Below are 23837 nucleotides of genomic sequence, written 5' to 3' on the forward strand. Positions count from 1 at the left end.
TCGGTGTGAACACTCCGCCTTCGGCGAAGCGCTGCCGGCCGGTCTTCGGACTCGAATTCATCCCGACGAGGCGCCTTCCCGAGCGTTCGTGCTCAGTGGCGTGTTGCCCCGCCGGTCCTTCTCACCGCTGCGCGTCAGTTCCGGATTCCCACCGGATTCCCTGACCACCTGTCCCCAAGCAGTCTGCTGGCGGAGGAAATTTACCACTACCCCCGAGAAAGCATTCTGGCACGGTGGATTCGAAACCACTCCGTCGAATGTTGTGAATCTTTCGATCGGAGACAGCCGTGACTCTGTATAGGAGTCCGATCGTTCCTGGTCCTCGCAGAGAGCACCTTAGTGGCTCGTCCGTCTTCGTCGAGCCCGATACATGACGGCTGCAACAGCTCCCGAACTCGCTTGGATACGACACCCATGAAGATCCTGGTCTTGATACCTACGCAACCGTCACCCCAGCAACGATATTCGTAGGTTGCAGGCCGTGTCATTCGATCGCTGTAATTGCCCGGCCGACCGGGTAAATCGTACCGATGCAGTGTTAGCTTCTCCGAAACCGGACACGAAGGAATGGCTGATGCGAAGCAATGGGTTCATACGCAAATTCGGAGCAGTGGTGGTTGGAGCAGGAGTTATTGTCGGAGGCGGAGCATTATCCGCACCGAGTGCATCTGCTGACACGGTTGCCCCAGCCTTCGGGGTGCCGCAGGGCGTCGACATGGGGCAAGTAACTATTTCGACTGCGCCGGGCGGTTTCATCGACGTGCGCGTTTCCGGCAGGGGGGATGCCGTTAACACCTATGGACCGGCGGGCAACGGATGTTTCGTGTCGATGGGAAGCAATGTCTACACAACGTTCATTGAGCTCGACCCGTTCGGCAATGGTGTGGCCAGGTTCGGTCCGTACGTCAACGGCGATTACGCAATATCCGGAATCTGTGGGAGCCGTGACATTTCAGCGCGTAAGCCGTTGATTTCTACCGACGACCGCAAGAACGCTGTAGGGGTGACGATCGACGGCAACCCAACTAGTGTGACGGGCGGCGCACCCTCGGTAATCGGGGCGATCCCCGCGTGGTGGGAGGGAAACATCTTCACGGACTACCGAGAATGTGGTGCCCTTGCACAGGGCCTGGTGGATTCGTCGAAGACTGTGCCGGACCTCCCCGGGGTGCGGCAGGTGTCTGACCTGATTATCGGCGGGCTCAGTGCCGCGGTGTCGACGTCATGCGCAGGGCTTGCCGGACTCACCGGTGACGCACAAGCAGCGGCCCAAAACTACTGCAATGCATTTTCGACGGCGTGGGGGCAAACGGCGGGGCTCTCGCAATTCCCCGCACCTAAACTTTTTGCGCAGTGCAGCTGACGGGTTCACCCCCCAGATTTCCTGTCAGTCGAAAACAGGACTGTGCGTTCGTGTTCGGCCATGCAAAACTGCGATGTCGGCGATTTACAGAGGAGTTCCAAATGCGACATTCCGGCTGGGCCGCTTTCATTGCCTGTTGTGTTCTTTCCGCTGCACTGATCACGCCGATCCATGCCTCGGCAAGTCCCGACGAGACAGGTACGGTCGAGCCGACTTCCGCTGCTGAGCCCAGCGGCCTAGCGAATGGCGAGGGTTCCGAGGTCGCGGAGGCGGAGCCGACGGTGACGGAAACGCCCTCGACTTCGTCGGTGCCCACGGTGGTACCTCCCGCACCATCCTCGGAGGCAGGAACCGATGTGCCTTCGACGACTGTGGCCGAACCGGCCGTCGAGGAAACAGTGCCTGGGTCGGCGTCGCCTGCGAGCTCCAAGGAACACGACGAGGTGTCGTCGGAACCGCCGGGCCTGCCAGCACGACCGGACGGCATCGACGTGCGCACCGCAGAAGAAGTCGCGGTGCGGCCTGCCGAACGGGCGGTGGCTCGGGTCGTGCCCACTGCTGCAGATGCCGGGTTCGTCCCTACATCCGGAGGCTATTCGTACACCAACAACACGTCGGGCGACATGATGGTGACGTACATCCAGAATGGTCAGGAAGTGGTCACGCATATCCTGAAGCCCGGTGAGCGTGCGGTCCTTCCTGTATGTAACCGGGTGGTGGACAGATGTGAGTATTCCTCTGTGCGAATGGATGGCTCGGGCCTCGAGACGGGTGTAACTCTCGGGAACTACGGAGAATACGGCGCAGGTATTCCTGATGCTGTCGAGTCCTATTCGTGGAGCAGCGGCTTTGGCGGCGGATTCACCGAGGCAAGCAATGGCGTCCTCTATGTCAACACCGGAACCCGCCCAGCGTACGTAGTTCACCAGCAGGAAAGCCGATTTACGCCGCACACCGTCGCGCCGGGGCAGACGTTGTTGTTGCCCCCTTGTCCGGACGGTCTCGTGGTGTGCAGCTACACCACCGGAACGGGCACTGTCGGCCAACAGATGTTGGACTGGGGGGATTACGTGCCCACGGCAGGCACTTTCGTGAACCGTGGTGCGGAATCGCTGTGGCATTTGAACACTGGTTATGGAGAACACTTTCATCCCACGCCGAATGGGGTGCTTTATACCAATACAAGCAACATTCCGGTCTCAGTGATGTTCCAAGACAATTTCGGCAGCCAAATCGTCACTCCTGCTGCACCCGGGCAGACCGTGGCGCTGCCCTCGTGCGTCGGTCTCGGTAACAAGTGCTCGTACGCCGCAGCCATCCCGGGATCCGATCTCGGATTGCTGTCGTCGGCGGAGGTCAACAATTCGGAGAACGCCGCGGGTGGTGTTGTGGGACCGGAAACGCCCCCGGTTCCCTCGATTCCGTCCATTCCACCACGCCCCAGGCCAGTTTCGTCTGGCAAGCCCAAGAGCGAGAACTTCCTGGAGGACGTAATCAGCAGGTTGGGAACAGGAATCGGACTCGGCGGAGTCGCACACGACTTCCTCGCTTACCTAACCAAAACCCCAAGCTCCGGGGTAGGGAAAGCCGCCGGTGTCGCCGGTACGGGCCTGGGCTTGTACGAGGTGGTTCGCGGGGTGCAGGAGAACGACGACGGCCGGTCGATGGGCGGAGCGATAGACGTTTGGGCCGGTGTAGTCGGAGTCACTGTCAGCGCTCCTCTCGGCATAGCTGCGAGTATTGCGAACATGTACGGCCAGTGGTGGGCGCCGCTCGGTGCTAAACAGCAGACCGAATTCTTGAACAAAATGGCGCAGTGCAAGTTCAAGAAGAACACGAAGGATTTGACGCCATCGCAAGCTCAATACTTCGTCAAGCGGTACAGCGGACCTCTCGGTTTCGGAGCGATGCTCAGCGACTACTCCAGTTCGCATTGGCCGAAGCGGTTCTGGTCATGCTGAGGCTCAGAGGAACTTGGATTGTGGTGTCGGCTACGACTCTCGGTGCGATGGCGTTTGTCGGCTGTGCTGGCTCCGAGGAATCGGTGGCCTCTGGTCCGCCCTCAGCCGCTCGGACCACTATAGTTGGACCCGAGGCCGATGCGGGTGGATGCGTGTCCTATACCGGCGCGGAACCCACGGTAGGGGAGTTCCGAGATGCGTACCTGTCATTCATGGACGAGGTTCACATCGCTGATGCAGCGGAGGGCACCTTCGACAGTTCTGACGACAGGAGCGCCCAGGCGCTGCAGATGTTCGCGGATAGCCCCGACGGTGTACGACCAAGCGTCCAAGAGGTATTCGAACGCGTACCGAAAGGCGGGGCAGCCCGTTACACACAATGGACGTGCGCACAGCTGGATAGCCAAACTGATCGGGCCCCTACTGAACCGCCGGGGAACGAAATGACCAACCCTGCAATGCGATTGTTCGGTGGGCTCCTGACCTGCGTTGACGCCCATGCGTCCGAGGACATGGCGGAGCTTCCGCCCGTGAATGTGAACACTCTTAAAATGCTTTGCCCTGACGCGCAGGGTTGAGACCGCGCGAGCGCAGCGGTTGAACGTCAACTGATCTCGACACGATCGCGTCCCTTACGTTCCTTCAGCGCCGCCATTTTCCGGTCGCGAAGATGTCGCTGCGCGGTGCCGCGGGTCTGACATTCCGGATGCGGCCAAGATAGGGCGCCTCGTCGGTTCTACACCAGAACTGCGAGCCAACGACCGATGACCCCTTCTTGTAGTAGCTCGTGGAAATGCCCGGGCGCCAATTGCTCGATCTGCCGGACCAAGCTCAGTGCGCCCAAAATATCGTCCGGACCCGCGGCATCGATGAATGCGCTGGTTCTCACATCGGGCAAGCCTTTCCCCGGAAGAACGGCATTGTGGTCGACAGCGAAGTCTGCGAGCGCCGCGCGGAATTCCTCGTACAAGGGGGCCGTGTCCTCGGGAGTGGCCGATGTCGTGGAGAGCTCGGCAGCCGCAGGAATGAACTTGGTGAGTTCGGCGTAGGGCTTGGTCGCAGCGTCATCGTCCTCGATTGTGGGGCCAGCTTCACTGTTACGCAGCACAATGACGAGTTCGTCGGTGTCGATGTCCAGATGCTTGAACAGTTTTCGGAGGAACAACAACTTCTGGTAGGTCGACGTGCTAAGGAACACTTTCAGGCCCGGCACCACCTGCACCTCGCCTTTACCGAGATCGTGCGAGGAGCCATTGGTGGTCTCGATTCCGTAGGCGTCCGTGGCGGCGTAGGCGAAGACTTCGTCGCGGTGACTATTTACCAAACGGCGAACCACTTCGACCACCGTGTCTTTCCAGCTTGCAACAGTCTTTCGCTCGCCCTGAAACTCGAAGGCGGAAATGACACGGTTGGTGAAGGATTCGTCGTCACCCATCGGGAGGGCCGGTAGAGGCGCCACCACAGGCGCGAACGTCGATGTCGGGTACGGCCAGTATTTCAGCGCAATCTCTTGTAATTCTACTGTGCGCGAGTGCATTTCGTCTTCGGTCCACTTCTCCGATGACTTGACGAGTTTGTTGAGCCGGTACGGTGAATCCGCGAAACCGTTTTCTCGGACCTTCTTGCTCTCGAACGGATCGTTGGAGTAGGTGGAGTTGTATCCAGTGACTGTCAGATTGCCTATCCGGTTCACCCACGTCGCGTGAATGTTCTCGTACTCCGACCCTAGGTGCTGCTTCCATGCTGCGGTAAGAGTCCGGGGCATGATGTGTTCGATGCTGATGTCGAGATCGTCGAGCGCTTTGGCAATGTCGCGCGAGTCGTTCGAGGTGTTGTTCTCCAGGCATTCGAACGTGTAAGTCCGGTTCTCGGCCTGAGTCTTGTAGAAGTCCCGCGTGGCGAACGCTTCGGCGAACTCATCGTCTTCGGGGAAGCGCCCTGAGCCGCCGCGACGGGTCAAAAGATAGGCAAGAACTTCGGCGAATGTCGCAGTTGTACCTGTGCGGAGTCGACGGGTCTCGGTGTAGCTGGAGGCAAATACCTTGTTCAACCCGTTGGTCGGAACACTACTCACGAACCGGCGGAAGATGTAGGTGTCGATGACACCGATTGTTTCGGTGAAGTCATCGTCGCTGACAGTTCCTGCTTCGAGTTCTCCGACGAGCGGCATCAGAAGCGGCAGAGCCACGTCGTGCTTCACCAAGTTGAACCGACGCAAGCGTTTGTCTGCCCGTGTGATTCCGGTGCTGGCGGTGTTGAGCTTGTGACAGTGGTCGGCGTAAGCACGCATCTCGGTCAGCATCGCACGAATGTTTGACGGTGAGGACGCTTGGAATGCCCGGAACGCTTCGTATACGCCGTCGACACGAGGGGTCCTGCCGGTCTTGGACACCAGATACAACCGGATGAACCAGTCGGTGCGGTACTCCACCGACTTTTCGATTCGGTTCCAGTAGTTTTCGTACAGATCTGTCTGCTCGTGGGTCTTGAGGCCCATCAACACGATGTTGCGGATCTTGTCTGCTTCACTGAGTTCGAGCCCCGTGGAGTTGATGCTCTCGAAAATTCGCTGCGGGTCATCCTGCGGCAGCTTGACCTCGAGAAGCATGACTTCCAGACGCTCGATCGCTCCCCAGACCTGCTCTGCAGTGAGATGCGTTCGTGCGAGCCGTTCCAGAAAATAGTTGTAGTTGGTCGTCACGGCGGAGGATTCGATGGGATCGTCGCCGTTCAACAACCGGATGTATGCCGCGTTGTCGTTCTTGACGGGTTTGAGCTTGAACTTGATCTCGTCGTTCTCGTCGCGCATCAGCAGGTATTCTGACTGAATGCGGTCTGCCAACTTGGGCTTCTCGGTTGCGATCGCGCCGGACTTCATGGATCGGACCAGGGCAAGTATCAACAAACTGGTTGTCGTCAGCCGCTGCTGGCCATCGATCACTACGTAAGTAAAGGAATCCTCGTTGTGGCCGACCACGGCTCCGAAGAAATGGCCTTCTCGGCTCGTGCGAACGATGTCCTCGATGTCGTCGAACAACTTGGCGCAATGCTTGATTCGCCAGTCGTAGTTTCGCTGGTAAACAGGGATGACGAGACTCCGGGTTCCACCCGCGAGCACTCTGGGGACACTGGTAACCCTGCCATCCACGTGTATCGACCCCTTCGTTCGGCAAAGATTTGAGTACTTGCACGCTATCCCAAGTTCATGTGGCGCTAGTTCCTCGAGGTGCGCGGGTGGTCGACACACATAGGTCAGTCCGAGGATGGGTTACGGTTCCTTCACTCGGAGGCGACGGTATGGACGGCTGGTCGTCGAAGTCTCTGCGTTACTTCCGAGAGCGAGCGAAAGTTGTCGATTACTTGAATTTCGCGACAACCGATGCGATGTAGAGTATCGAGGCGAAATACAACACGACTGTGGTTCTGTTAGTGCGCTGGGTCGTCGCCGGATGTGCGACTGATTCGACGTTATGGTCGGGTGCCCCTCCTTGGCTCACTCGACGTTTCCGGAGCGACGTCCACCCGGGTGCCGTCTCCCCGACACTGCTATAACTGTGGGGTCTCGCTGTCGAGATCGATGGTTGCCTGCGGGTGGTCGTGCGCTCGCAGTTCCTGGTAGCTGGTTCCGGTCCACTTGATCTTTTGATTGCGCACCGCGTCGTATTTCGACAATTGCTCGGGGCTGGTGGGACGTGCAACTTCGCCCCTTACGAATGAAACGGCAACCCACGAGTCCGACGCTTCGTCGTGACGCGCCATGAAGTGCTGAGCGTTTCGGTGTCTTGGTAACGAGGACGAGGCCGTGATCAGCCCTTGTTGGGATACCGACGTCGCGTCTGGAATGGAGCCGGGCTCCGAGTAATGCTGGCACGATCGCCATAGGCCGTAGAGAATGCTGTCCTCCGAAGGTTCGAGTGCAACGCCGACAGGGCGTCGGTCTACGGGAGTGTTGCAGACGGCACCGACAAGGACTTGTAAACTTTCGCACTGCAGGAGAGTGAAGGCGTCATCTGGTAGATGACCTCGCGCACGAGCGGTCGTCGACGAAACAACCGATCGGAACGCCGTCCTTCGACTTGAACACCTGCGAACTGATCAGAAACGACTGATGCCGTGCTTGCCTGCGGCCGCTGGAACTATCGAGGCTGGGCGAGGTCGGCACTATGCCTCATCACGCTGCCAGTTCGCTGGCGGCGGCAGAGCCCCGGAGGGCATCCCGCCAACGCCGACGATTACCGACGGCGTTGCCTTCGTCCGGTGTACGGGCGAGGGTCGCGAGCGCTTCACCGACAGGGATCAACCCGGCTCGCTCGCGGTAGGAGAAGGCCGTCAGTTCTGCGCGAGCGTGTTCGGGGGAGTAGCCACACAGCCGAACGAGGATCTGGACGTCGTCTTCGATGTGCGTGTGCGGGGCATCGGACATGGTGTCACCTCTTTCGGCTGGGGAGTGTTCATCGTCTGTGACGGAGGGGTGAAAGTACACAGTTGTGATCGTGATGATTCATATCGGTCCAACGTGTCATTTGCATGAATGAGTGCTGAAAAAGTGGCCAATGCTTGGTTCACTCGATGTTTGTGTCTCGTTGGCCTGCGGGCGATCTCGAACACAAACTATTGCGCTGCGCCGTTGGATGGCGGATGCACACGCCGCGCATTCTGTCGGGCTGTCCGACTACTATGTGCCAGGCAAGGTCAAGCCGTCGACGTCGACGAGCCTTCATATATTTCTGACGTATTCATCCGGCTCTCGGGTTCGGCACTCTTACGGGGGAAGACAGAACGATGCGTATCACCGTTTTCGGCACGGGTTATCTCGGTGCCACGCATGCAGCCTGTATGGCTGAGCTGGGCCACGAGGTGCTGGGTGTCGATGTCGACCCGGCGAAGTTGGCCAAGCTCGAGGCCGGTGAGGTTCCCTTCTACGAGCCGGGGTTGGAAGAGGTCCTGCAACGCAACATCGCAGCCGGCCGGCTCCGCTTCACTTCTTCCTACGTGGAGGCAGCCGAGTTCGCCGAGGTTCACTTCCTCGGCGTGGGCACTCCCCAGAAGAAGGGTGAGTTCGCTGCGGACATGATCTACGTCGACGCTGTCGTGACGACGCTTGCGCCGCTGTTGACGAAGCCCGCCGTCATCTTCGGCAAGTCCACCGTGCCGGTGGGCACCGCGGCTCGCCTGGGAGCGCTTGCGCGCGAGCTGTCCCCGGCGGGTGACGACGTAGAGGTCGCCTGGAACCCGGAGTTCCTCCGCGAGGGCTATGCAGTGAAAGACACGCTGCATCCCGATCGCCTGGTCCTCGGTGTGGACCGAGACCGACCAGGTCGTGCAGAAGGACTGGCACGTGAGGTCTATGCCCAATTGCTCGCCGAGAAGATTCCGTTCCTGGTCACCGACTTGGCGACGGCCGAGCTGGTCAAAGCCTCGGCCAACGCCTTCCTGGCCACCAAGATCTCGTTCATCAACGCCATCGCCGAGGTGTGCGAGGCCTCCGGCGCCGACGTGAAGGTTCTCGCCGACGCGATCGGCCACGACGACCGGATCGGCCGCAAGTTTCTGAATGCAGGCATCGGTTTCGGCGGCGGTTGCCTTCCCAAGGACATCAGAGCTTTCATGGCTCGCGCAGGCGAGCTCGGTGCCGATCAGGCGCTGACTTTCCTGCGCGAGGTGGACAACATCAACATGCGCCGACGTACTCGCATGGTGGAACTGGCCAGGGAAGCCTGCGGGTCTCTCCTCGGGGCTCGCGTCGGCGTCCTCGGTGCTGCGTTCAAGCCCGACTCCGACGACGTGCGCGACTCTCCGGCGTTGAACGTCGCCGGCCAGATTCAGCTTCAGGGTGCGGCAGTCAACGTGTTCGATCCGAAGGCCATGGACAACTCGCGTGCGTTGTTCCCGACGCTGGGGTACAGCTCGTCTGCCCTCGAGGCGTGCGAGGGTGCTGACGTGGTGCTTGTTCTGACCGAGTGGAAAGAGTTCAAGGCACTGAAGCCGGCGGACCTCGACGGAGTGGTTCGGTCGAAAACCTTGATCGACGGCCGGAACTGCCTCGACCCGGACGAGTGGCGAGGTGCGGGATGGACTTACCGCGGGCTAGGACGTCCGTAACCGTCCCTGATGCTTGTTTCGGCCCGTTCAAGACGCTGAACTCGGGTTTTGAAGATTGCCTGAAACCAGCGTCATTCATGTGAATTAACAATTTCTATTCGACGTTTGTGCGGGACACACAAAACCGGCACAATGACCGCTTGTGCGCAACCGCGCGACGCATGGAAGGTTTGTCGAAGCAATTGGACGGTTTGTGTAAAAATCAGGCGCCCTTGCATGTTTCGACGATGTAAATGAAGCTCGCTCAACGAGGCAAAGTTGTGAAACTTACGCAGACTTCCGTTGTGTCGCAGTGAGACTCACAAAACTTGGCTCCTTGCTGAGTTGGCTGTAACGAAAGTTGAATTTTTGTCGATGCACCTCGTGTCGGGAAATCTCACAAACTTGCCCACGGGCGGGATTGCGGGTGTGGTAAACCAGTTGGGTCGGCGTAATCATTCTGTGATGTGACCCACTTGGAGAGTCGCTTTTCCGATTGCGTGCGAAAATTTGAATGCTCGAGCAGCGGGCAGGTAGCGATCGGTTCCCTCACGTCAGTGCAGATGTGTCGAACCACGGTTCATTGACGACAGTCCGCCGGCCTTCGAGCTGCGGGAGCAGGGTGAGGAGGGGGAGTCGGTGGCAACTATCGGATCAGTGCAGCGGACTCCGGGCGGGGGCACGCTGCAGAAGGCGCCGAAGCGTGAGAGACGACTTACCTCGCGCCGTGTCTGGGAGCATCAGTACGTCGACAGGCTTCGTGTCACGGACGTCGTCGTTGTCGTCGCTGCGGTCGCCGCAGCTCAGTTGATCAGGTTCGGCGAGCTGCAGTCCGAGGGAGCACGCGCCTTCGCGAGCTACACCGGAGTGTCCGTCGTGCTGGCAGCTATCTGGATCTCGTTTCTCGTGATCTTCCGTACCCGCTCGCCCAGGGTCATCGGCAACGGCGCGGAAGAATACCGCCGTATCGTGTCCGCGACGTTCCGACTGTTCGGCGTCATCGCCATTCTGTCGCTTCTCTTCAAGATCGACATCGCTCGGCTGTACTTGGCGATCGCGCTCCCCGTGGGGCTCCTCGGTCTCCTGCTCAGCAGGTGGGCGTGGCGCAAGACCGTCGCCTCCAAACGCAGTAAAGGTCAGTACCAGACGGCCGTGCTTATTGTCGGCAGCCGCAAGGCGGCTGTCTCGATGGCCAAGCAGTTCGAGCGCAATCCCGCCGCCGGCTACAGCGTCGTGGGAATGTGCCTCCCCGGGTACGAGCCCGAGCGCGATGCCATCACGGTCGACGGATTCGAGATTCCGATCTTGGGTGACGAGTACAGCGTGGTCGACGCAATCGAGAAGTCCGGCGCCGACACCGTTGCCGTGACCGCTACCGAACACCTGGGCACCAAAGGCATCCGCAAGATGGTATGGGATCTGGAGAAGAAAAACGTAGACCTAGTGGTTGCGCCTGGCGTAGTCGACGTCGCCGGCCCGCGATTGGTGATGCGACCCGTTGCTGGCTTCCCTCTGATCCACGTGGAGAAGCCGCAGTACAACGGTGCCACGCGCTTCAGCAAGACGGCCTTCGACTTCATTTTCGCCAGTGCTGTCTTATTAGTGATCGCGCCGATCCTCTTGATCGCAGCGTTGGCTGTGAAGCTCACAAGCCGCGGTCCGGTCTTCTACAAGTCGGAACGCATGGGCATCGACGGCAAGCCGTTCGACATGATCAAGTTCCGCAGCATGGTCCAGAACGCAGACAAGCAGGTCGACGCTCTACTCGCGCAGAACGAGAGCGAGGGAGGCGTGCTGTTCAAGATGCGCGACGATCCGCGTGTCACCAAGGTTGGAAAGTTCATGCGCCGCTTCAGCATCGACGAATTGCCGCAGTTCCTGAACGTGCTGAGGCGAGAGATGAGCGTCGTCGGCCCTCGTCCGCCCTTGCGTCGCGAGGTTGAAACCTACGACGGCGAGGTTCGCCGGCGCCTCCTGGTAAAGCCTGGGATTACTGGACTCTGGCAGGTGAGCGGGCGTTCCGATCTTTCCTGGGAAGAGACTGTGCGTCTCGACCTTTCGTACGTCGAGAACTGGTCGATGGTCGGTGACCTTTTGATTATTGCCAAGACGGTGAAGGCAGTTGCGGGGAGCTCTGGAGCCTACTAGCTCACCTCGACGCAGGATATCTGCGGTTCACTTCGTTGATTGTATGTTTGGCCTGAAAGTGAATTATGCCGAAAGAGGACTGACGGTTGAGATCGAACAAAAGAACTTTAATTCTGAATGTATTCTATTGGTCCACCGGTCAAGACGACAATCTCGGAGACGTTGTGCTCCGACGCCGGCTTCTGAACGTTCTTCTAAACCAGCGCGATACCGAAGGACAGTCTCTCCACGTCTACGTAGGTTCCGCATCTGCGGGCTTTATCAAAGGCCTCGGAATCCCGGTAGATGCACATGTTTACACGAGTAAAACGGTATGGCTATTAGCTATGGTCATGAACACACTGCAGCGTCGACCGCCGGTCCTGGTCTTTAATCCGGGCGAAGTGCAGCTTAACTTAAAAACCACGGTTGCTTATATGTCGTTGTGGGTGCCCGCGGCGATCATTCGTTTACGCGGCGGGGCGGTCGTGCGGACAGGTACAGCGCTCGATAATCGCGTTACACAACCAATCGCAGTTCTGGCAAAACTAGCGGTGCGGGTCGCCAACTTAGCTACCTCAATAGGTAGCTGGAGAGACGTTGCATCTCGCGACGAATTTGGCGGCGGAAGACTCGTGCCTGACTGGGCAATCGAGAAACCATCTGAGGATAAAGATGGGTACCGCCGAACGCTGCTCGCAGTCACCTACAGATCAGATCGTAGGCATGCATTCGACGAATACGCAATCAAACGGATACGTGAGATGGCTGAGCGGTATGAACTGAAAGTAATAGTCTACTGCCAGGTTCGACGCGATCAAGTCGCGATGCAAAGACTGGCCAAGGACCAAGGGTGGGAGTACATAGCGTGGGCTTCGACTACTCCTCACCTTGAACAGGAAATAATCGTCCGAGACCTTTTAAAGAAGTCACGATTCGTGTGCAGCAATCGAATCCACGCGCTCATAATTGGGCTTACAGAAGGTGCACAAGCCATATGTATAAGCTCCGATGATGAGCACAAGGTCCGGACGCATCTCGAATATTTCGGACTTACGACCATGATACTTTCAAATCCGACAGAAGATTCATTGGACTTTAACGCCGTAGTGCCTCAGCGAAATGAGAGCGCCGAGGCGCTTGCGAATGCGTCGGCTGTCGTGGCGGATTTATCACGCCATGTCAGTACTTCCGTGCGCCAGATTAAGGAGCTTGAGCACAGAGACGGAAATAAGAGTGGATTGGTAACTGAGATTTCAATCAGGAAAAATCATGAAAACTAGCCCGGAACAAGAACAGAATTTTATACACCGCCTAGTGCCAGTTTTGGGCGTCGATGTAACTCCCGGTAGCGCGACGCAAATTGTGAACTGGCTATCCTCTTCCAGCGGAAAGAGACGACTTCTCAATCATAATCTCCATAGCGTGTATCTGTCATATACGAATAGCGATTTCAAGCGAAGCTTCCAATCTGCGGACGTGGTGCTGATTGACGGTTTTCCCCTAACCTTACTTATGCGTCTCGGTGGAAGAAAAGACAAGGAACGCTCAGTCCCTCGAGTCGGATCGTGCGACTGGATCATTGAGTTAGAAGACGCTCAGCCAAGTAAAATCAAAAAGATTGCGATAATAGGAGCGTCACCTGCTTCGAACCTTGCACTCCAAGAACGGTTTTCTAGAACAATGCCGAAAGTACTTGTCCGAGGCTGGGATGGGTATGAGGGTTTAACGAAATTGATAATCAGCGAATTCGAAGAACTTTCTCAGTTTCGCCCCGATCTTGTGCTTCTGGGGCTCGGAATGCCCAAACAAGAAATTATTTTGGACACGTACTATGGTCTCCTGCCTGAATCGGTGTACGCTACCGTCGGTGGCGCCATCGATCAGTTAAGCGGATTTCAAAAAATGCCGCCTCGATTTCTTGGAGATCTGGGGTTGGAGTGGCTTTTCCGGCTAGTCCGCGACCCGCGCCGGTTATTCTTTCGATACCTTGTCGAGCCAATCTTTCTTGCAGTTCTAGTTGCGCGCAGAGGAAAATCTAGATGATTAGTGCAGAAGACGGTAAAACCAACCGCGTACAAATCACCGTTGTCATTCCGACGATCGGGCGTCCGGAGGTATCGCGTGCAGTTTTGAGTGCCGCCAAGCAAAAAGACGTCGACACACAAATAATTGTGGTAGTTGATCGACCTGATATGTACGAAACTGTCGTAAATATGGTCGGACATAGTGCCAGTGTCGTTCCAAATAGGGGCCATGGCGGCGCAGCCGCGCGCAATGAGGGAGCGAGAATGGGCTCAGGCGACTTTATAGCGTTTCTTGACGACGATGATTGGTGGGAGCCGACCAAGCTTGCAGCCCAGGTAGCGGTAATGCGGGGCGCCGGGGCGAATTTCTGCTTTGGATCTGCGTGGTTCCATAGCGCGTCTGATCTAAGACGCTTGCCAGGAGTTCCATACAATCCAGAGGTTGAGTCCCTGGCCTCGTACATGGTGCGCAGGCCAGGTCTTCGTTTCGGTTACAGCCTTGTTCAATCCAGTAGTTTCATCGTCAGTTCTGAGGTGGCACGGACATGTGGTTGGGACAGCACGCTGCGAAAGCATCAAGACTGGGATTACGCCCTGCGTCTTGAAAAGCGCTCTGATGTAAGGAGTGTCTTTCTCAACGAGCCACTGGTCCACGTGGCGCAGGCGTCCGTGGGGTCGGTCTCAAAGCAATACGACCCCGACTCATCTTTGCGATTTCTAAAGCGGCATGCTGAGGACATGGACAATGTGGCCTATGCCGACTTTGTCGGTGCGATTCTTCTACGAGGCGCATTCGCTACGCAGAGTGGTCGGCAGGTAGCGCAAGCATTTGGGCTAATGCGTGAGCGTTGGTCTGGCCTGCGGTGGCCTGCACTTGTCGTCGCTCTTTCGGGATTATATCTGGGGGTTCGACAGAGGGCTAAGAACACCGCTTCTCGTGTAGTACTCGGCCCAGATAAACAGAGTCCATAGAAAGCCAGCTAGTTGCAGATCCTCTAGGGAAATGATTCCATTTTGAACGAACCCGGTTGCAGATCGTGAAGAAAATTTTAGGTCAGGCCTTAACCGTTCTCAGCGGTCGAACGCTTATTCGTGCTGTTCAATTTCTGTCCCTGATAATTCTGGTCCGGTCGCTGTCGCCATCTGAGTTTGGGTGGTTTGGAATTCTAACATCAGCTTTTGCACTAGTCGGGGCCCTGGGTAGCCTTGGGCTTCGCCAATCGTTTGCGTATGAGATTGCCCGCGGGAAGATCAGCGTAGGCGAGGTGCTTGGCCTGACGTTGTGCGTTCTGCCCATCCTAGCGTTGCCGTCCGCAGCAATTCTTAGCCTATTGTATGCAAACCGATTACCGGGGTTTAGTGTTATTTTGGGTATCGGAGTTATCGCGGTTGGTGTGTTATCGTCGCTTAGTTTGAATCTCCTGCAGGGAGTCTTTCTCGGAACGGGGCGGATTCGTTCGTTTACCTTTAGTGAAGCCGCGCCCCATCTTTTGGTGTCGGTCTCAGTTTTGCTATTATTCATTTTTTCCGCAGTTACCTTCGAAGCTACCGTCTGGATACAGTCGGTAGCAGGTGTGGTAGCTTTCCCGGTTCTCTTTCTATTGGCGTTCAGCCGTCAATCAAGATTGAGATTCCAAGTTGGTAGATTTTTTAATATGCTTAGGTATGGAATAGTATTTGCGTTCAATCTCTTCGCAATCATGCTGTCATATCGTATCTCGATGTTTGTAATCGAGTACTTCGACGGATCCGGTGCTGCAGGGCAGTACTTTGCAGCTATCCGTGTATGTGAAATATTTCTTGAGATCGCCTCCGCGTTGGGAATGGTGCTTTTCTCAAATTCCGCACGAAACGGTTTGAACCAGAAGGCTACAATAGTGGAGACTGCGCACTTAGCTGCTACTCTTTTTTGGTTATTCGTGCTGGCGTCAGTAGCGCTCGCGCTATTTGCCCCGTTTTTGCTTCGGGTGGTAGTTGGCAGTCAATATTCAGAAGCGGTTCTGTTGCTACAGGTATTAGCCATCTCAATGCCAGCAACTGCGGCATGTAAGGTTATTTACCCCAGCCTGGCCGGAATGGGTCGCGCGTCGTTTGGATCTGCACTTGTGGTCGCAGGTCTGATAGTTAACTGCATAGGGGCGGTCGTTTTGGTTCCGATTGTTGGTCCGGTAGGCGGCTGTGTCGGGCTGATCGTAGGTCAATATTTACTCTTAGCGATGTACATTGCCAAGTGTCGGAAGGTCTACAAAACCTCGGTACGTGACTTCTTGTGGCCATTCTCCATTGTTAAATGATTAGTCTTTTAATTCGCTTCTAAGTGAATACGAAGGATTGTATGTATTCGAAATCCGGTGATGATCTTAAGTTCTCATTTTTGGCCGATTCTGGTAAGCATGTGCGTCGCAGATGAATTGTTTGGTTGTTTTGCGAATCTGCGTCGCAGGCCAAAGTACATGATGAATAGGATGACAGTTGCAAAGTGGTTGTACTCGAATACGACAAAAATTGCAAATCCTGCTACTGCAATTGATGAGGCTAATGTGAATGTCGCGCAACCGGCACCTGAAGTGTCTTGTAGTGCCCATTTGTAACTGAAGTAAAGAATGTACGACAGCATTATTACTAACAAAATGAGTCCGACTAACCCCAGGTCGACCATGGTTTGAATGTATGATTGGTGGAAGTGCGGGACGTTGTAGTTTTGGAACGCGCTGATGTGCCGCAGGTACTGTGCGTAGTCTGAACTAAAGTATCCGTTGAAACCCCACCCTAGAATAGGGTGTTTTTGCCACTCATCTAAGCCGTATTGCCAAAGTGACGTTCGGCCAGTTAGGGTGCTGTCGCGGCCCAATAAATCAAGAATCGAAGATTGATTTAAGTATACGGTGATGGAGGTGACGCATGCCGCGGTGCCAAATAGCAGGGCGAACATACCGCTTCGAATTTTTCGCCGCACTGCGAAATTAACAACGAAATATATTAGCATGGCGGTGCATCCCAGTATTAGTGCAGATGCGGACCCGGAAAGTATTACGAATAATGCATAGAGGGATACTGCCGCTAGACGCAGGGGGCCTCGATAGAGCTTCAATGCGAGTATTGCGCCCATTACGGCGTAGAGTCCGCCTGTGATTTTGTGCGGAAATAGTCCACGGAGAGGCTGGATTCCGAGTAGATTCGCCCGTGATTGGTGGTCGAAGTAAAAGGTAAAGGATAATCTTGCCGCGTATGCGGCCAGCCCAAGTACTGTCAGCACTAAAATTATTCGCGATATGTAGCGGATTATCTGGTCAATGCTGTACTCGGTGGTGATAGCATATGCAACAAGTATATTTCCTGCGAACAGTGCCCCATAGGTCAAAGTTGACGACGGATTGACTGACCAGATTGCCGATGATGTTACGTAGGCGCACATCATGAATGCGAAGAAAAAGTTCGGGCCGAAGTGCCGGCGGATTGTTATCAGTGTGACGACGGTAAGGCCGAGAAGGAAAACCCAGCTTGCTTGGAATATGGCGCCTCCCCCTGCGACCGCTCCGGATTGTGACCTCGGTATCAACAACACCGTGCTTAATCCGAGTGTGCAAGCAATGTAGACGTGGTAGAAGCACAGTCGGACGAACTTTAGGCCGTCGTGGGGTTCTGTATCGGCCTGTCGCTGTTGCGTTACAGCCATGCTTTGATTCTCGACTCTCGATCGCGGTGAGGCTGCACGTGCAGGGGTCATAAAGCGTCGGCAGCAATCTGTTTCCAAGTATGACGAAGTTGGCCTTGTTTCGCACCTGCGCCTTAGTGCCTGGTTGGGTGGCGCGGCCGGTGCCAGCACGAGCCAAGTCGTTATAAGGGGCCCAAAACTGTGTAGCACGGGTTTCTCGGTCATTGAAACTCGTAAGGGTGACGAAATCGGGTTCGGTGCGGGTTACTTCCATAGACAGAACTGACTGGAAGTTTTTTTTCGGGGGGGGTATGCAGCGGTGTGATGGTCGAGTGCGGCCCTGATCAGTCGGTTCGTCGAATGTGCGGGATGGGGTGACGTGTTTACTTGGTGTTAGTAGTCGAGGCAAGGTTCAGCAGAGGCGGATAAGCACACCCGTGCGGGTTTCGGTCCGGTGCTTCGAGGGGTATAGCAGGACGCGTTTTGATTTTGACCAGTGCGCACCGACTAAGATCCTATTGGCTTATTTTGGATGTCACTGGTCCCGAAGGGGTGTCTCTCCGAGTACCAACACGCGTACTGGGTTCCATGCACCGAAGATTTTCTGGAAGATCACGGGTAGGCCAACGCCTGCGGCGAGGCACACGACGAAGATGATCACATCCTGTTGAACGCCTGCCTGTCCGAGTGCGATACGCGTGGCGGCAGCTCCGAAGACGTGCAGGAGGTAGATCCCAAACGAGAATGCGCCGAGCCACGCCAACGGTCGCTGTTCGATCACACGACGTGCTGAATAGATCAAAGTGACGCCGAGGACCCCCACGGCGAGACTGGCCACACGTTGAACCAATTCGGGCAGCTCCCAACTACCAAGAATTGTCGTCAAACGCAGGGCGTATACGGCGGCGAACAGCCCGACGGCGGCCACAGCCCTCCAGCGGGTAACTGTGAAGAGTCCAAATCGCTGCATGCCGTAGCCGATCAGGAAAAATGGTAGCAGGCGGATGTATCCATTGATCGAGAAGAAGTCGAGAGAGTCGGGCAGCCGGACGACAACGAAAGCTACTAGTGCGCAGGCGGTGCAAGCGGCCCAACCGTAGCGTGTAGATAGGACGGCGAAGTAGTCCAGTGCGGCGACAGTCAGAAAGATCAGGAACACCGCTTCGAGAAACCACAGGTGCTCTTCGCCGTACACCCAGACCTTCCAGGCCTCCGACGGGGCACGTTCGGAGTTTGCTGCGGGGACAGCCATCTGCAGCACAACGAGCAGGGCGCCAACTGTGAGGAGAGGAAGAATGAGGCGACGGATCTTTCCTCGTACTAGCCCGCTGTAGTCGCCTCGCCGAGTAATCGGGCGCAGACCGTAAACGAGTCCTGACAGTACGGTAAACAATGGCATGCGTATGTCGGCTAATCCCAGGTAGAAGAGGCGCCAGACTGAGTCGTCGGCGACTTGCATTCCTCTGTTCGCGCCGGAACCGATTACATGGCCGGCGACCATGAGCACCACGGCAAGGCCACGAAGTGACTCGATTGCAGTGTCTTTAGGTGCGCTGCGCCGGGCTTGAGTTCGCGGAAAGTCGGTCATAGGTCGAATTCGCCGGTCATGACGAGGACTGCGAGGAGAACGGATGCGAGCGCACCCGCGAAGAGAGCAAACTTCAGGTCAGCCTGATTCATAGCAGAGAGTTTGCCGTACAGACCGGTGTTTTGCCGACTTGCTCCGTCGCTCGAATGACCGTCACCGTGCATAAGACAAACTACATCTGCTGCGCTCTAGGCGCCAGACAACTTGTACGCGCAACACGCTCAGGCAGAACCCATGCGCGTGGTCGCCGTGCATATTTGGGCTTCTCTAGAGTGAGCGACCAGTCTGTGGGTGCATATTGGTAGGACTGTGGCTTCGTTAGCCTACCTACAGTAACAGCAAGCCATGCATACACATTCGCGTTTTTCTGCTCGCCGTAGTTGGTTCATCAAAACCAGTCTTGCGAGCTGTTTCATCAGCCACATGGCGATTAGAGTGGTCTGGAAAATCGGATTGATCAAGCTCGAAGTCGCTTTCTGGGTCCGAACGAGATCCGAATCACCCGATGAGCTCAGCCCACGACGGCGACTACGTGCTCGGCGATCTTGTGGTGGCCGGCGTCGTTGGGGTGCAAGCCGTCTGCCACCACCAGGTCCGGGTGACCGGACAACGGTTCACCGATGTCCAGGTATTTCACCGACGCACCCTCGGCAGCTCGTCGTATGCTGTCGATGATTGCGGCGAACTCCGCTGGGATGTCCGTCGCCTCCCAGATCGGGCTGACCACTACAAGCTCGGCGTCTGGGGCTGCCGAGCGTAATTGCCCGTACAGCGCTGCGGCTGCCATGCCGATCTCGGGCGGGCCGCTGGTGAGGTGATCGTTCCTACCCCCGGAGACCACGATGATGTCGGGTTGTGCCGCGCGGACCGACTCGACCTTGGTCGCGTAATCCGTTGGTTGTCCCAGATAAGAGGTCGTGTAACCGGTGCCACCGACGGCAAGGTTCATTTCCGACCATCCCAGGGCCGCCGATGCCAACGTGGTCCACCGCGTGCCGGCTGAGGACGCGCCGATTCCCTGACCGTAGGAATCACCGATGAACGCCACCACGGGCACGGACGTGGGAACGTCCGGTACCCCGGCAGACGGGCCATTGCCCTGACCCAGATGTTCGTACATCGAGCCGATCGACCAGCCGGCGATGCCGCTGACGATCAACACGAGCAACGACACCAACACGCAGGCGACGACGCTCGGTCGTCGCCTGGTCCGGCGCTTCGGAAGATCTTCGCTGCTGTTCATGTCCCCCCGGTCGCTCGACGCTATTGGCTTGGCACCGTGATGTCGGAGGTCAGGCTGTCGGCGACCACCGATGCCCAGATGCGCTGGCCTTCCGTATTCGCATAGCGGTCCACGCCGTCGTACACGTCGGGTGCTTCGCTCAGGGCCGTCGCCACGTCGATGGTCTGAAACTCGTTCTTCCGGCTCGATATGTCCAGGTCCCGGGTATTGGCGCGTTGCTGATCGCTCTGAGCTTCGGGCTGACTTGGTGCGGGCTGCAGGATCGAGACGACAGATGCCCCCGGATTCTGGTCTCGGAGGACACGCATCAGAGGTATCGACTCCTGGGCGAGCATGGCCGGTCCGATGTCGAGCCCGTTGTTCACCAGCACCAGGTCGATCTCGGCAGGTGGTCGCATCTGGGGCAGCACGTCGTTGATGAAGTCGATGTTGCGGGAGACCGAGGCGTTCCACAATGTGATGGGCTGCCCGGCGCCGTCGGCCACATGAATAGCGGGTTCGATGTATCCCTCGCCCGCCAGTACGTCCCATTCGCGGATATCGGCGGGACGCCCCGACGTCTGCGCGAGGGACTGAATCGTCAGGTAGACCCAGCCGCCCAGCGACGCGCCCGTACCGTCTCCCACGAGATAGATATCGAGCGGGGCGTCGGTTGCGGCGAGACGAGAGGCGAAGGTTTGCGTCGGTTCAGCGGTAGAAGTCGCTGCCGTCGTCGACTGATAATCGTCGGACGCAGTGCTGCATCCCGGCATCGCGGCGGCAGCAAGGAGGGCGACACATGCTGCCGCCCACCGAACATTCCGGGTCACTGTGGAGACCTCCTTGCAAGGGAGCACGTGTTCACGACGGGACCAGCCTGTGCCGGCGACGGTGGGCACCGCGAGCAGATCGCTTCGATTTTCGCAGAGGCACAGTTGTCCCCACGAGAGATGCATTGACGACGAGCGCTATGAGAGTCCAGGGAAATGCGAACCAGATGATGTTGGTGATCGACGTGCAGACGGCAAGTGCGACGAAGAGAGGAACTGCCCGCCACTTGTTCTTCACTGCCAGGAACAGGCTGGTGGCGAGGACCAGGAAGAAGATGGTGCCAACGATTCCGACGTCGTAGAGAACGGCCAGCCACATCGAGCTCAGGTACGCCGCAGCGACGAAGGTGGGATCTACCGGATTGAACTGGGGGAACGAGTTCAACCCGGTTCCGAACAGCACGCCCCAATCTCGTGTCGCAATCTGAGTGAGCGCGTCGTTCCACAGCTGCACCCGGTAAGCGCCGGTTCCTGTCTGAATGTCCACGACATGGACCACTCGCCACAGGAATGTGTCCTGGTCGCCGACCGAGTAGTAGATTTCTTGCAGGTAGAAGGCAGCAAGCGCGGCCGCGAGCAATGAACTGAATACTGTGACAGGCTGTTTCGTCACGTTGCGCGCAGCCCAGAAAAGCAGGATGAATCCCAGGGCAACCCAGGCAGCACGGGTCGAGGTGAGGATCAGCGCGATCACGATCGGGACCGACATCGCAAAGACTTGCCGTGTGACCACCTTGGCGTCGTCGGCAAAGTAGTACAGCACTCCGATCCAGCCGACACACAGACTGCCCATGATGTTGTATTCGAAAGCCAGTCCGCTGACCCGGCGTGAGGGATCGACGAGGAAGTACAGGATGCTCGCGACGGAGATCGTGCAGAGAATGACGGAGCCCCACAAGATGGTCGTCCTGATATCGATGTTCACCGATGCCAGTGGAATCATGGCCAGTAGCGCAACGATCAACTGCACGCCCATCCGCAAGCTCGCGCCGGCCTCGGGGGCAACCAGCAGACTCGACAAGAGACCTGTTGCCACCAGGCCCGCCGCGCCTATGTACACGCCCCCGGGCACCGGACGGCGAGCCGCCGAGGTGCCGTCGCGTCGCGAGTGGGCGTACAGAGCGAGAACGAAAATCGGTGCTGCGAAGTACTCCGGCCGCACTGTCAGGCCCGAAACCGTGGTTTGAAGGCCGCTGGAGCAGATCGCCAAGAAGTACAGGGCCCAGGCCCATCGGATATCGGACAGCGACACCGCGACGGCTACGCCCACCACGATGATGGACGCGACGACAGTGACCAGAAACGTCTCGGCCAGAGTCGCGTAGGAGACCACGAATGCGATCGCAACGAACGCAAACAGCTCCCGCAATGACCCTTCGACGGGCAAAGATCTCCAGCGCCGAGCCATGGGGCGGCCGGTCAACGAAGATGCTTGCGTGCGGCGGCGGTCGGGACGGGGGCATCCTTGGGCGGCTGCGCCGGTTGCGGCGCGTCGTATCCGTACCGCGAGCCCGGACGGCTCGACGTCGGTATCACCGTCATCACGACCCCGAGCAACGCTGCGCCGACGGTCTCCAGAGTCGCGGCGGCACGGGAGACTTCATCCTTGGTCGTGTGCCCGTAGCGCGTCACGAGTATCGCGCCATCACACTGCGTTGCAAGCACGGTGGCATCGGTGACCGGTAGCACCGGCGGGGAATCCACGACGACATAGTCGAATGCCCGCTGCAGGTCTTTGAGCAGTGACTGCGCAGCTGAACTACCCAATAATTCACTGGGATTCGGCGGTGGTGGCCCGGCTGCGACGGCCCACACGTTCTCGTATCCCGACGCCTGAACAACCTCGTCGACTTTGGCGTCGTGTGAGATGACCGAGCTGACGCCGACCGCGGGCACGATGCCGAGGTAATCGGCAATCCGTGGACGCCGAAGATCGGCGTCGACTATGACGACGCGATTGCCCATCTCGGCAAGCGACAATGCCAGATTAACCGCCGTGGTCGATTTGCCCTCTCCCGGAATAGCACTGGTGATGAGGAGCATCCGCGGGGGGTTGTCGACGGCGAGGAACTTGAGATTGATCCTCAGTTCCCGGTAGGCCTCTGCGACGGGTGCAGTGGACGTGCCGAAGTCGATCGGAGCATTGTCCTTGACCTGCTTGTCGTACGGAACGTTGCCGACCAGGACGCTGTCTGTCAGCTCTTGCAGAACGGCGGCGTCCTTGACGGTGTTGTCGAAGCGGTCGCGGATCAGCGCGCCGATGACGCCGAGGAGGAAACCGGCAGTGATCCCGAGCGCGACGTTGCGCACCTTCTTCGGTGAGATCGGCTGCGTCGGCAGCTCGGCCTGTTCGGCGACCGCGACCGTCGCGCTGGCCGTGCCTCCGTCCGATGGAGTTTCGAGTTCGCTCACCAGCGTAGGGAACTGTGCGCCGATGGAATTTGCGATGTCACGGGCACGTTCGGGTGACGTGTCGTTGACAGCGGCATCCAGCAGCACCGAGTTCGGCTTGGACGTCGCCAGTATCTGCGCCGACAGTTCGTTCGGACTGACCCCGAGGCCGAGCTGATCGATCACGCGCTCCGAAAGGGCGCGTCCGGACAGCAGATCGGTATAGGAGACAACACGCTGCTGTGAAGCGAGGTTGCTCTGATAGACGTCGCTCGCTGATATCGCAGCTGTGGATACGAAGAAGCGAGTCGATGCCTGGTACACGGGCGTGGCCAGCAGCGAATACAGAAGGGCCGCGATAGCGCCGACGAGCGTGGTCGCCACGATCGTCAACCACCGGGATCGTAGGGCCAGCGCATACTCACGAACGCCCACTGGCTGTCTCCTCATCTTCTGCGATCACGCTCGACGGTGACCGAAACGAAAGAGCTGACGGCCCGCGTAATGTACACGCCGCCGCCGTACGTGTTCGAGACTGCTTGATCAATGTACTGGCGGCACAACGGAAACTTCTACAAAAGCGAATATCGTC

General features: G+C 57.7%; 16 protein-coding genes and 1 riboswitch. Of the genes, 8 read left to right on the forward strand and 8 right to left on the reverse strand.

Translation table 11 applies throughout. From position 1 onward, the window contains the following. Positions 1-19 precede the first annotated feature (19 nt). Positions 20-206, reverse strand: a riboswitch (cobalamin riboswitch). A gap of 275 nt (positions 207-481) precedes the next feature. Both BH95_RS23250 and BH95_RS23255 read left to right on the forward strand, forming a co-directional pair. Beyond that, positions 482-1363, forward strand: coding sequence for a hypothetical protein (locus BH95_RS23250; protein WP_157773135.1), 882 nt, complete (start codon positions 482-484; stop codon positions 1361-1363). Positions 1364-1464: 101 nt separating this feature from the next. Then, entirely contained in the window at positions 1465-3324 is a 1860-nt protein-coding gene (locus BH95_RS23255; protein WP_157773137.1) for a hypothetical protein, read from the forward strand. Positions 3325-4060: 736 nt separating this feature from the next. Here BH95_RS23255 and BH95_RS23265 read toward each other — a convergent pair. Together BH95_RS23265 and BH95_RS23275 are read right to left on the reverse strand one after the other, a co-directional pair. After that, a complete protein-coding gene (locus tag BH95_RS23265) occupies positions 4061-6442 on the reverse strand; it encodes a DUF262 domain-containing protein (RefSeq protein WP_037184405.1) in 2382 nt (793 codons plus the stop codon). A gap of 1053 nt (positions 6443-7495) precedes the next feature. Further along, a complete protein-coding gene (locus BH95_RS23275) occupies positions 7496-7747 on the reverse strand; it encodes a hypothetical protein (protein WP_037184411.1) in 252 nt (83 codons plus the stop codon). 359 nt (positions 7748-8106) lie between these two features. Between BH95_RS23275 and BH95_RS23280 the strand changes: the two genes are divergently transcribed. The 6 genes from BH95_RS23280 (at position 8107) to BH95_RS28415 (ending at position 15853) form a co-directional block, all read left to right on the forward strand. Continuing rightward, positions 8107-9426 carry a UDP-glucose dehydrogenase family protein gene (locus tag BH95_RS23280; RefSeq protein WP_037184413.1) on the forward strand — a complete coding sequence of 440 codons (1320 nt, stop codon included), beginning with the start codon at positions 8107-8109 and terminating at the stop codon, positions 9424-9426. A gap of 588 nt (positions 9427-10014) precedes the next feature. Then, positions 10015-11553 (forward strand): sugar transferase, encoded by a 1539-nt coding sequence (locus BH95_RS23285; protein ID WP_371828341.1) that lies wholly within the window; start codon positions 10015-10017, stop codon positions 11551-11553. A gap of 332 nt (positions 11554-11885) precedes the next feature. After that, complete coding sequence (locus BH95_RS28825; protein ID WP_157773139.1) at positions 11886-12815, forward strand: polysaccharide pyruvyl transferase family protein; 930 nt, start codon at positions 11886-11888, stop codon at positions 12813-12815. Further along, a complete protein-coding gene (locus BH95_RS28405) occupies positions 12805-13578 on the forward strand; it encodes a WecB/TagA/CpsF family glycosyltransferase (protein WP_080738082.1) in 774 nt (257 codons plus the stop codon). The genes BH95_RS28825 and BH95_RS28405 overlap by 11 nt, the downstream gene beginning before the upstream one ends. Beyond that, on the forward strand, positions 13575-14531 hold the full coding sequence (locus BH95_RS30020; RefSeq protein ID WP_080738083.1) for a glycosyltransferase family 2 protein: 957 nt from the start codon (positions 13575-13577) through the stop codon (positions 14529-14531). The genes BH95_RS28405 and BH95_RS30020 overlap by 4 nt, the downstream gene beginning before the upstream one ends. A 65-nt stretch (positions 14532-14596) precedes the next feature. After that, positions 14597-15853: an oligosaccharide flippase family protein gene (locus BH95_RS28415; protein WP_244165163.1), complete on the forward strand. Its 1257-nt coding sequence runs from the start codon at positions 14597-14599 to the stop codon at positions 15851-15853. A 74-nt stretch (positions 15854-15927) separates the two neighbouring features. Here BH95_RS28415 and BH95_RS28420 read toward each other — a convergent pair whose 3' ends face one another. The 6 genes from BH95_RS28420 to BH95_RS23320 form a co-directional block, all read right to left on the reverse strand. Beyond that, entirely contained in the window at positions 15928-17235 is a 1308-nt protein-coding gene (locus BH95_RS28420) for an O-antigen ligase family protein (RefSeq protein WP_157773141.1), read from the reverse strand. Between the two features lie 514 nt (positions 17236-17749). Then, positions 17750-18802, reverse strand: coding sequence for an acyltransferase family protein (locus BH95_RS23300; protein WP_080738086.1), 1053 nt, complete (start codon positions 18800-18802; stop codon positions 17750-17752). A gap of 511 nt (positions 18803-19313) precedes the next feature. Continuing rightward, complete coding sequence (locus BH95_RS28830; RefSeq protein WP_037184421.1) at positions 19314-20045, reverse strand: SGNH/GDSL hydrolase family protein; 732 nt, start codon at positions 20043-20045, stop codon at positions 19314-19316. Positions 20046-20065: 20 nt separating this feature from the next. Beyond that, on the reverse strand, positions 20066-20854 hold the full coding sequence (locus tag BH95_RS28835) for a hypothetical protein (protein ID WP_157773143.1): 789 nt from the start codon (positions 20852-20854) through the stop codon (positions 20066-20068). Positions 20855-20885: 31 nt separating this feature from the next. Next, the gene (locus BH95_RS23315) at positions 20886-22277 is read right to left on the reverse strand and encodes an O-antigen ligase family protein (RefSeq protein WP_157773145.1); all 1392 of its coding nucleotides are present in this window, start codon (positions 22275-22277) and stop codon (positions 20886-20888) included. Beyond that, positions 22274-23695 carry a polysaccharide biosynthesis tyrosine autokinase gene (locus BH95_RS23320; protein ID WP_094628599.1) on the reverse strand — a complete coding sequence of 474 codons (1422 nt, stop codon included), beginning with the start codon at positions 23693-23695 and terminating at the stop codon, positions 22274-22276. The genes BH95_RS23315 and BH95_RS23320 overlap by 4 nt, the downstream gene beginning before the upstream one ends. Positions 23696-23837 lie beyond the last annotated feature (142 nt).

Origin of the sequence: Rhodococcoides fascians A44A, assembly GCF_000760735.1 — a bacterium.
In the GTDB taxonomy this organism is placed as follows: domain Bacteria; phylum Actinomycetota; class Actinomycetes; order Mycobacteriales; family Mycobacteriaceae; genus Rhodococcoides; species Rhodococcoides fascians_E.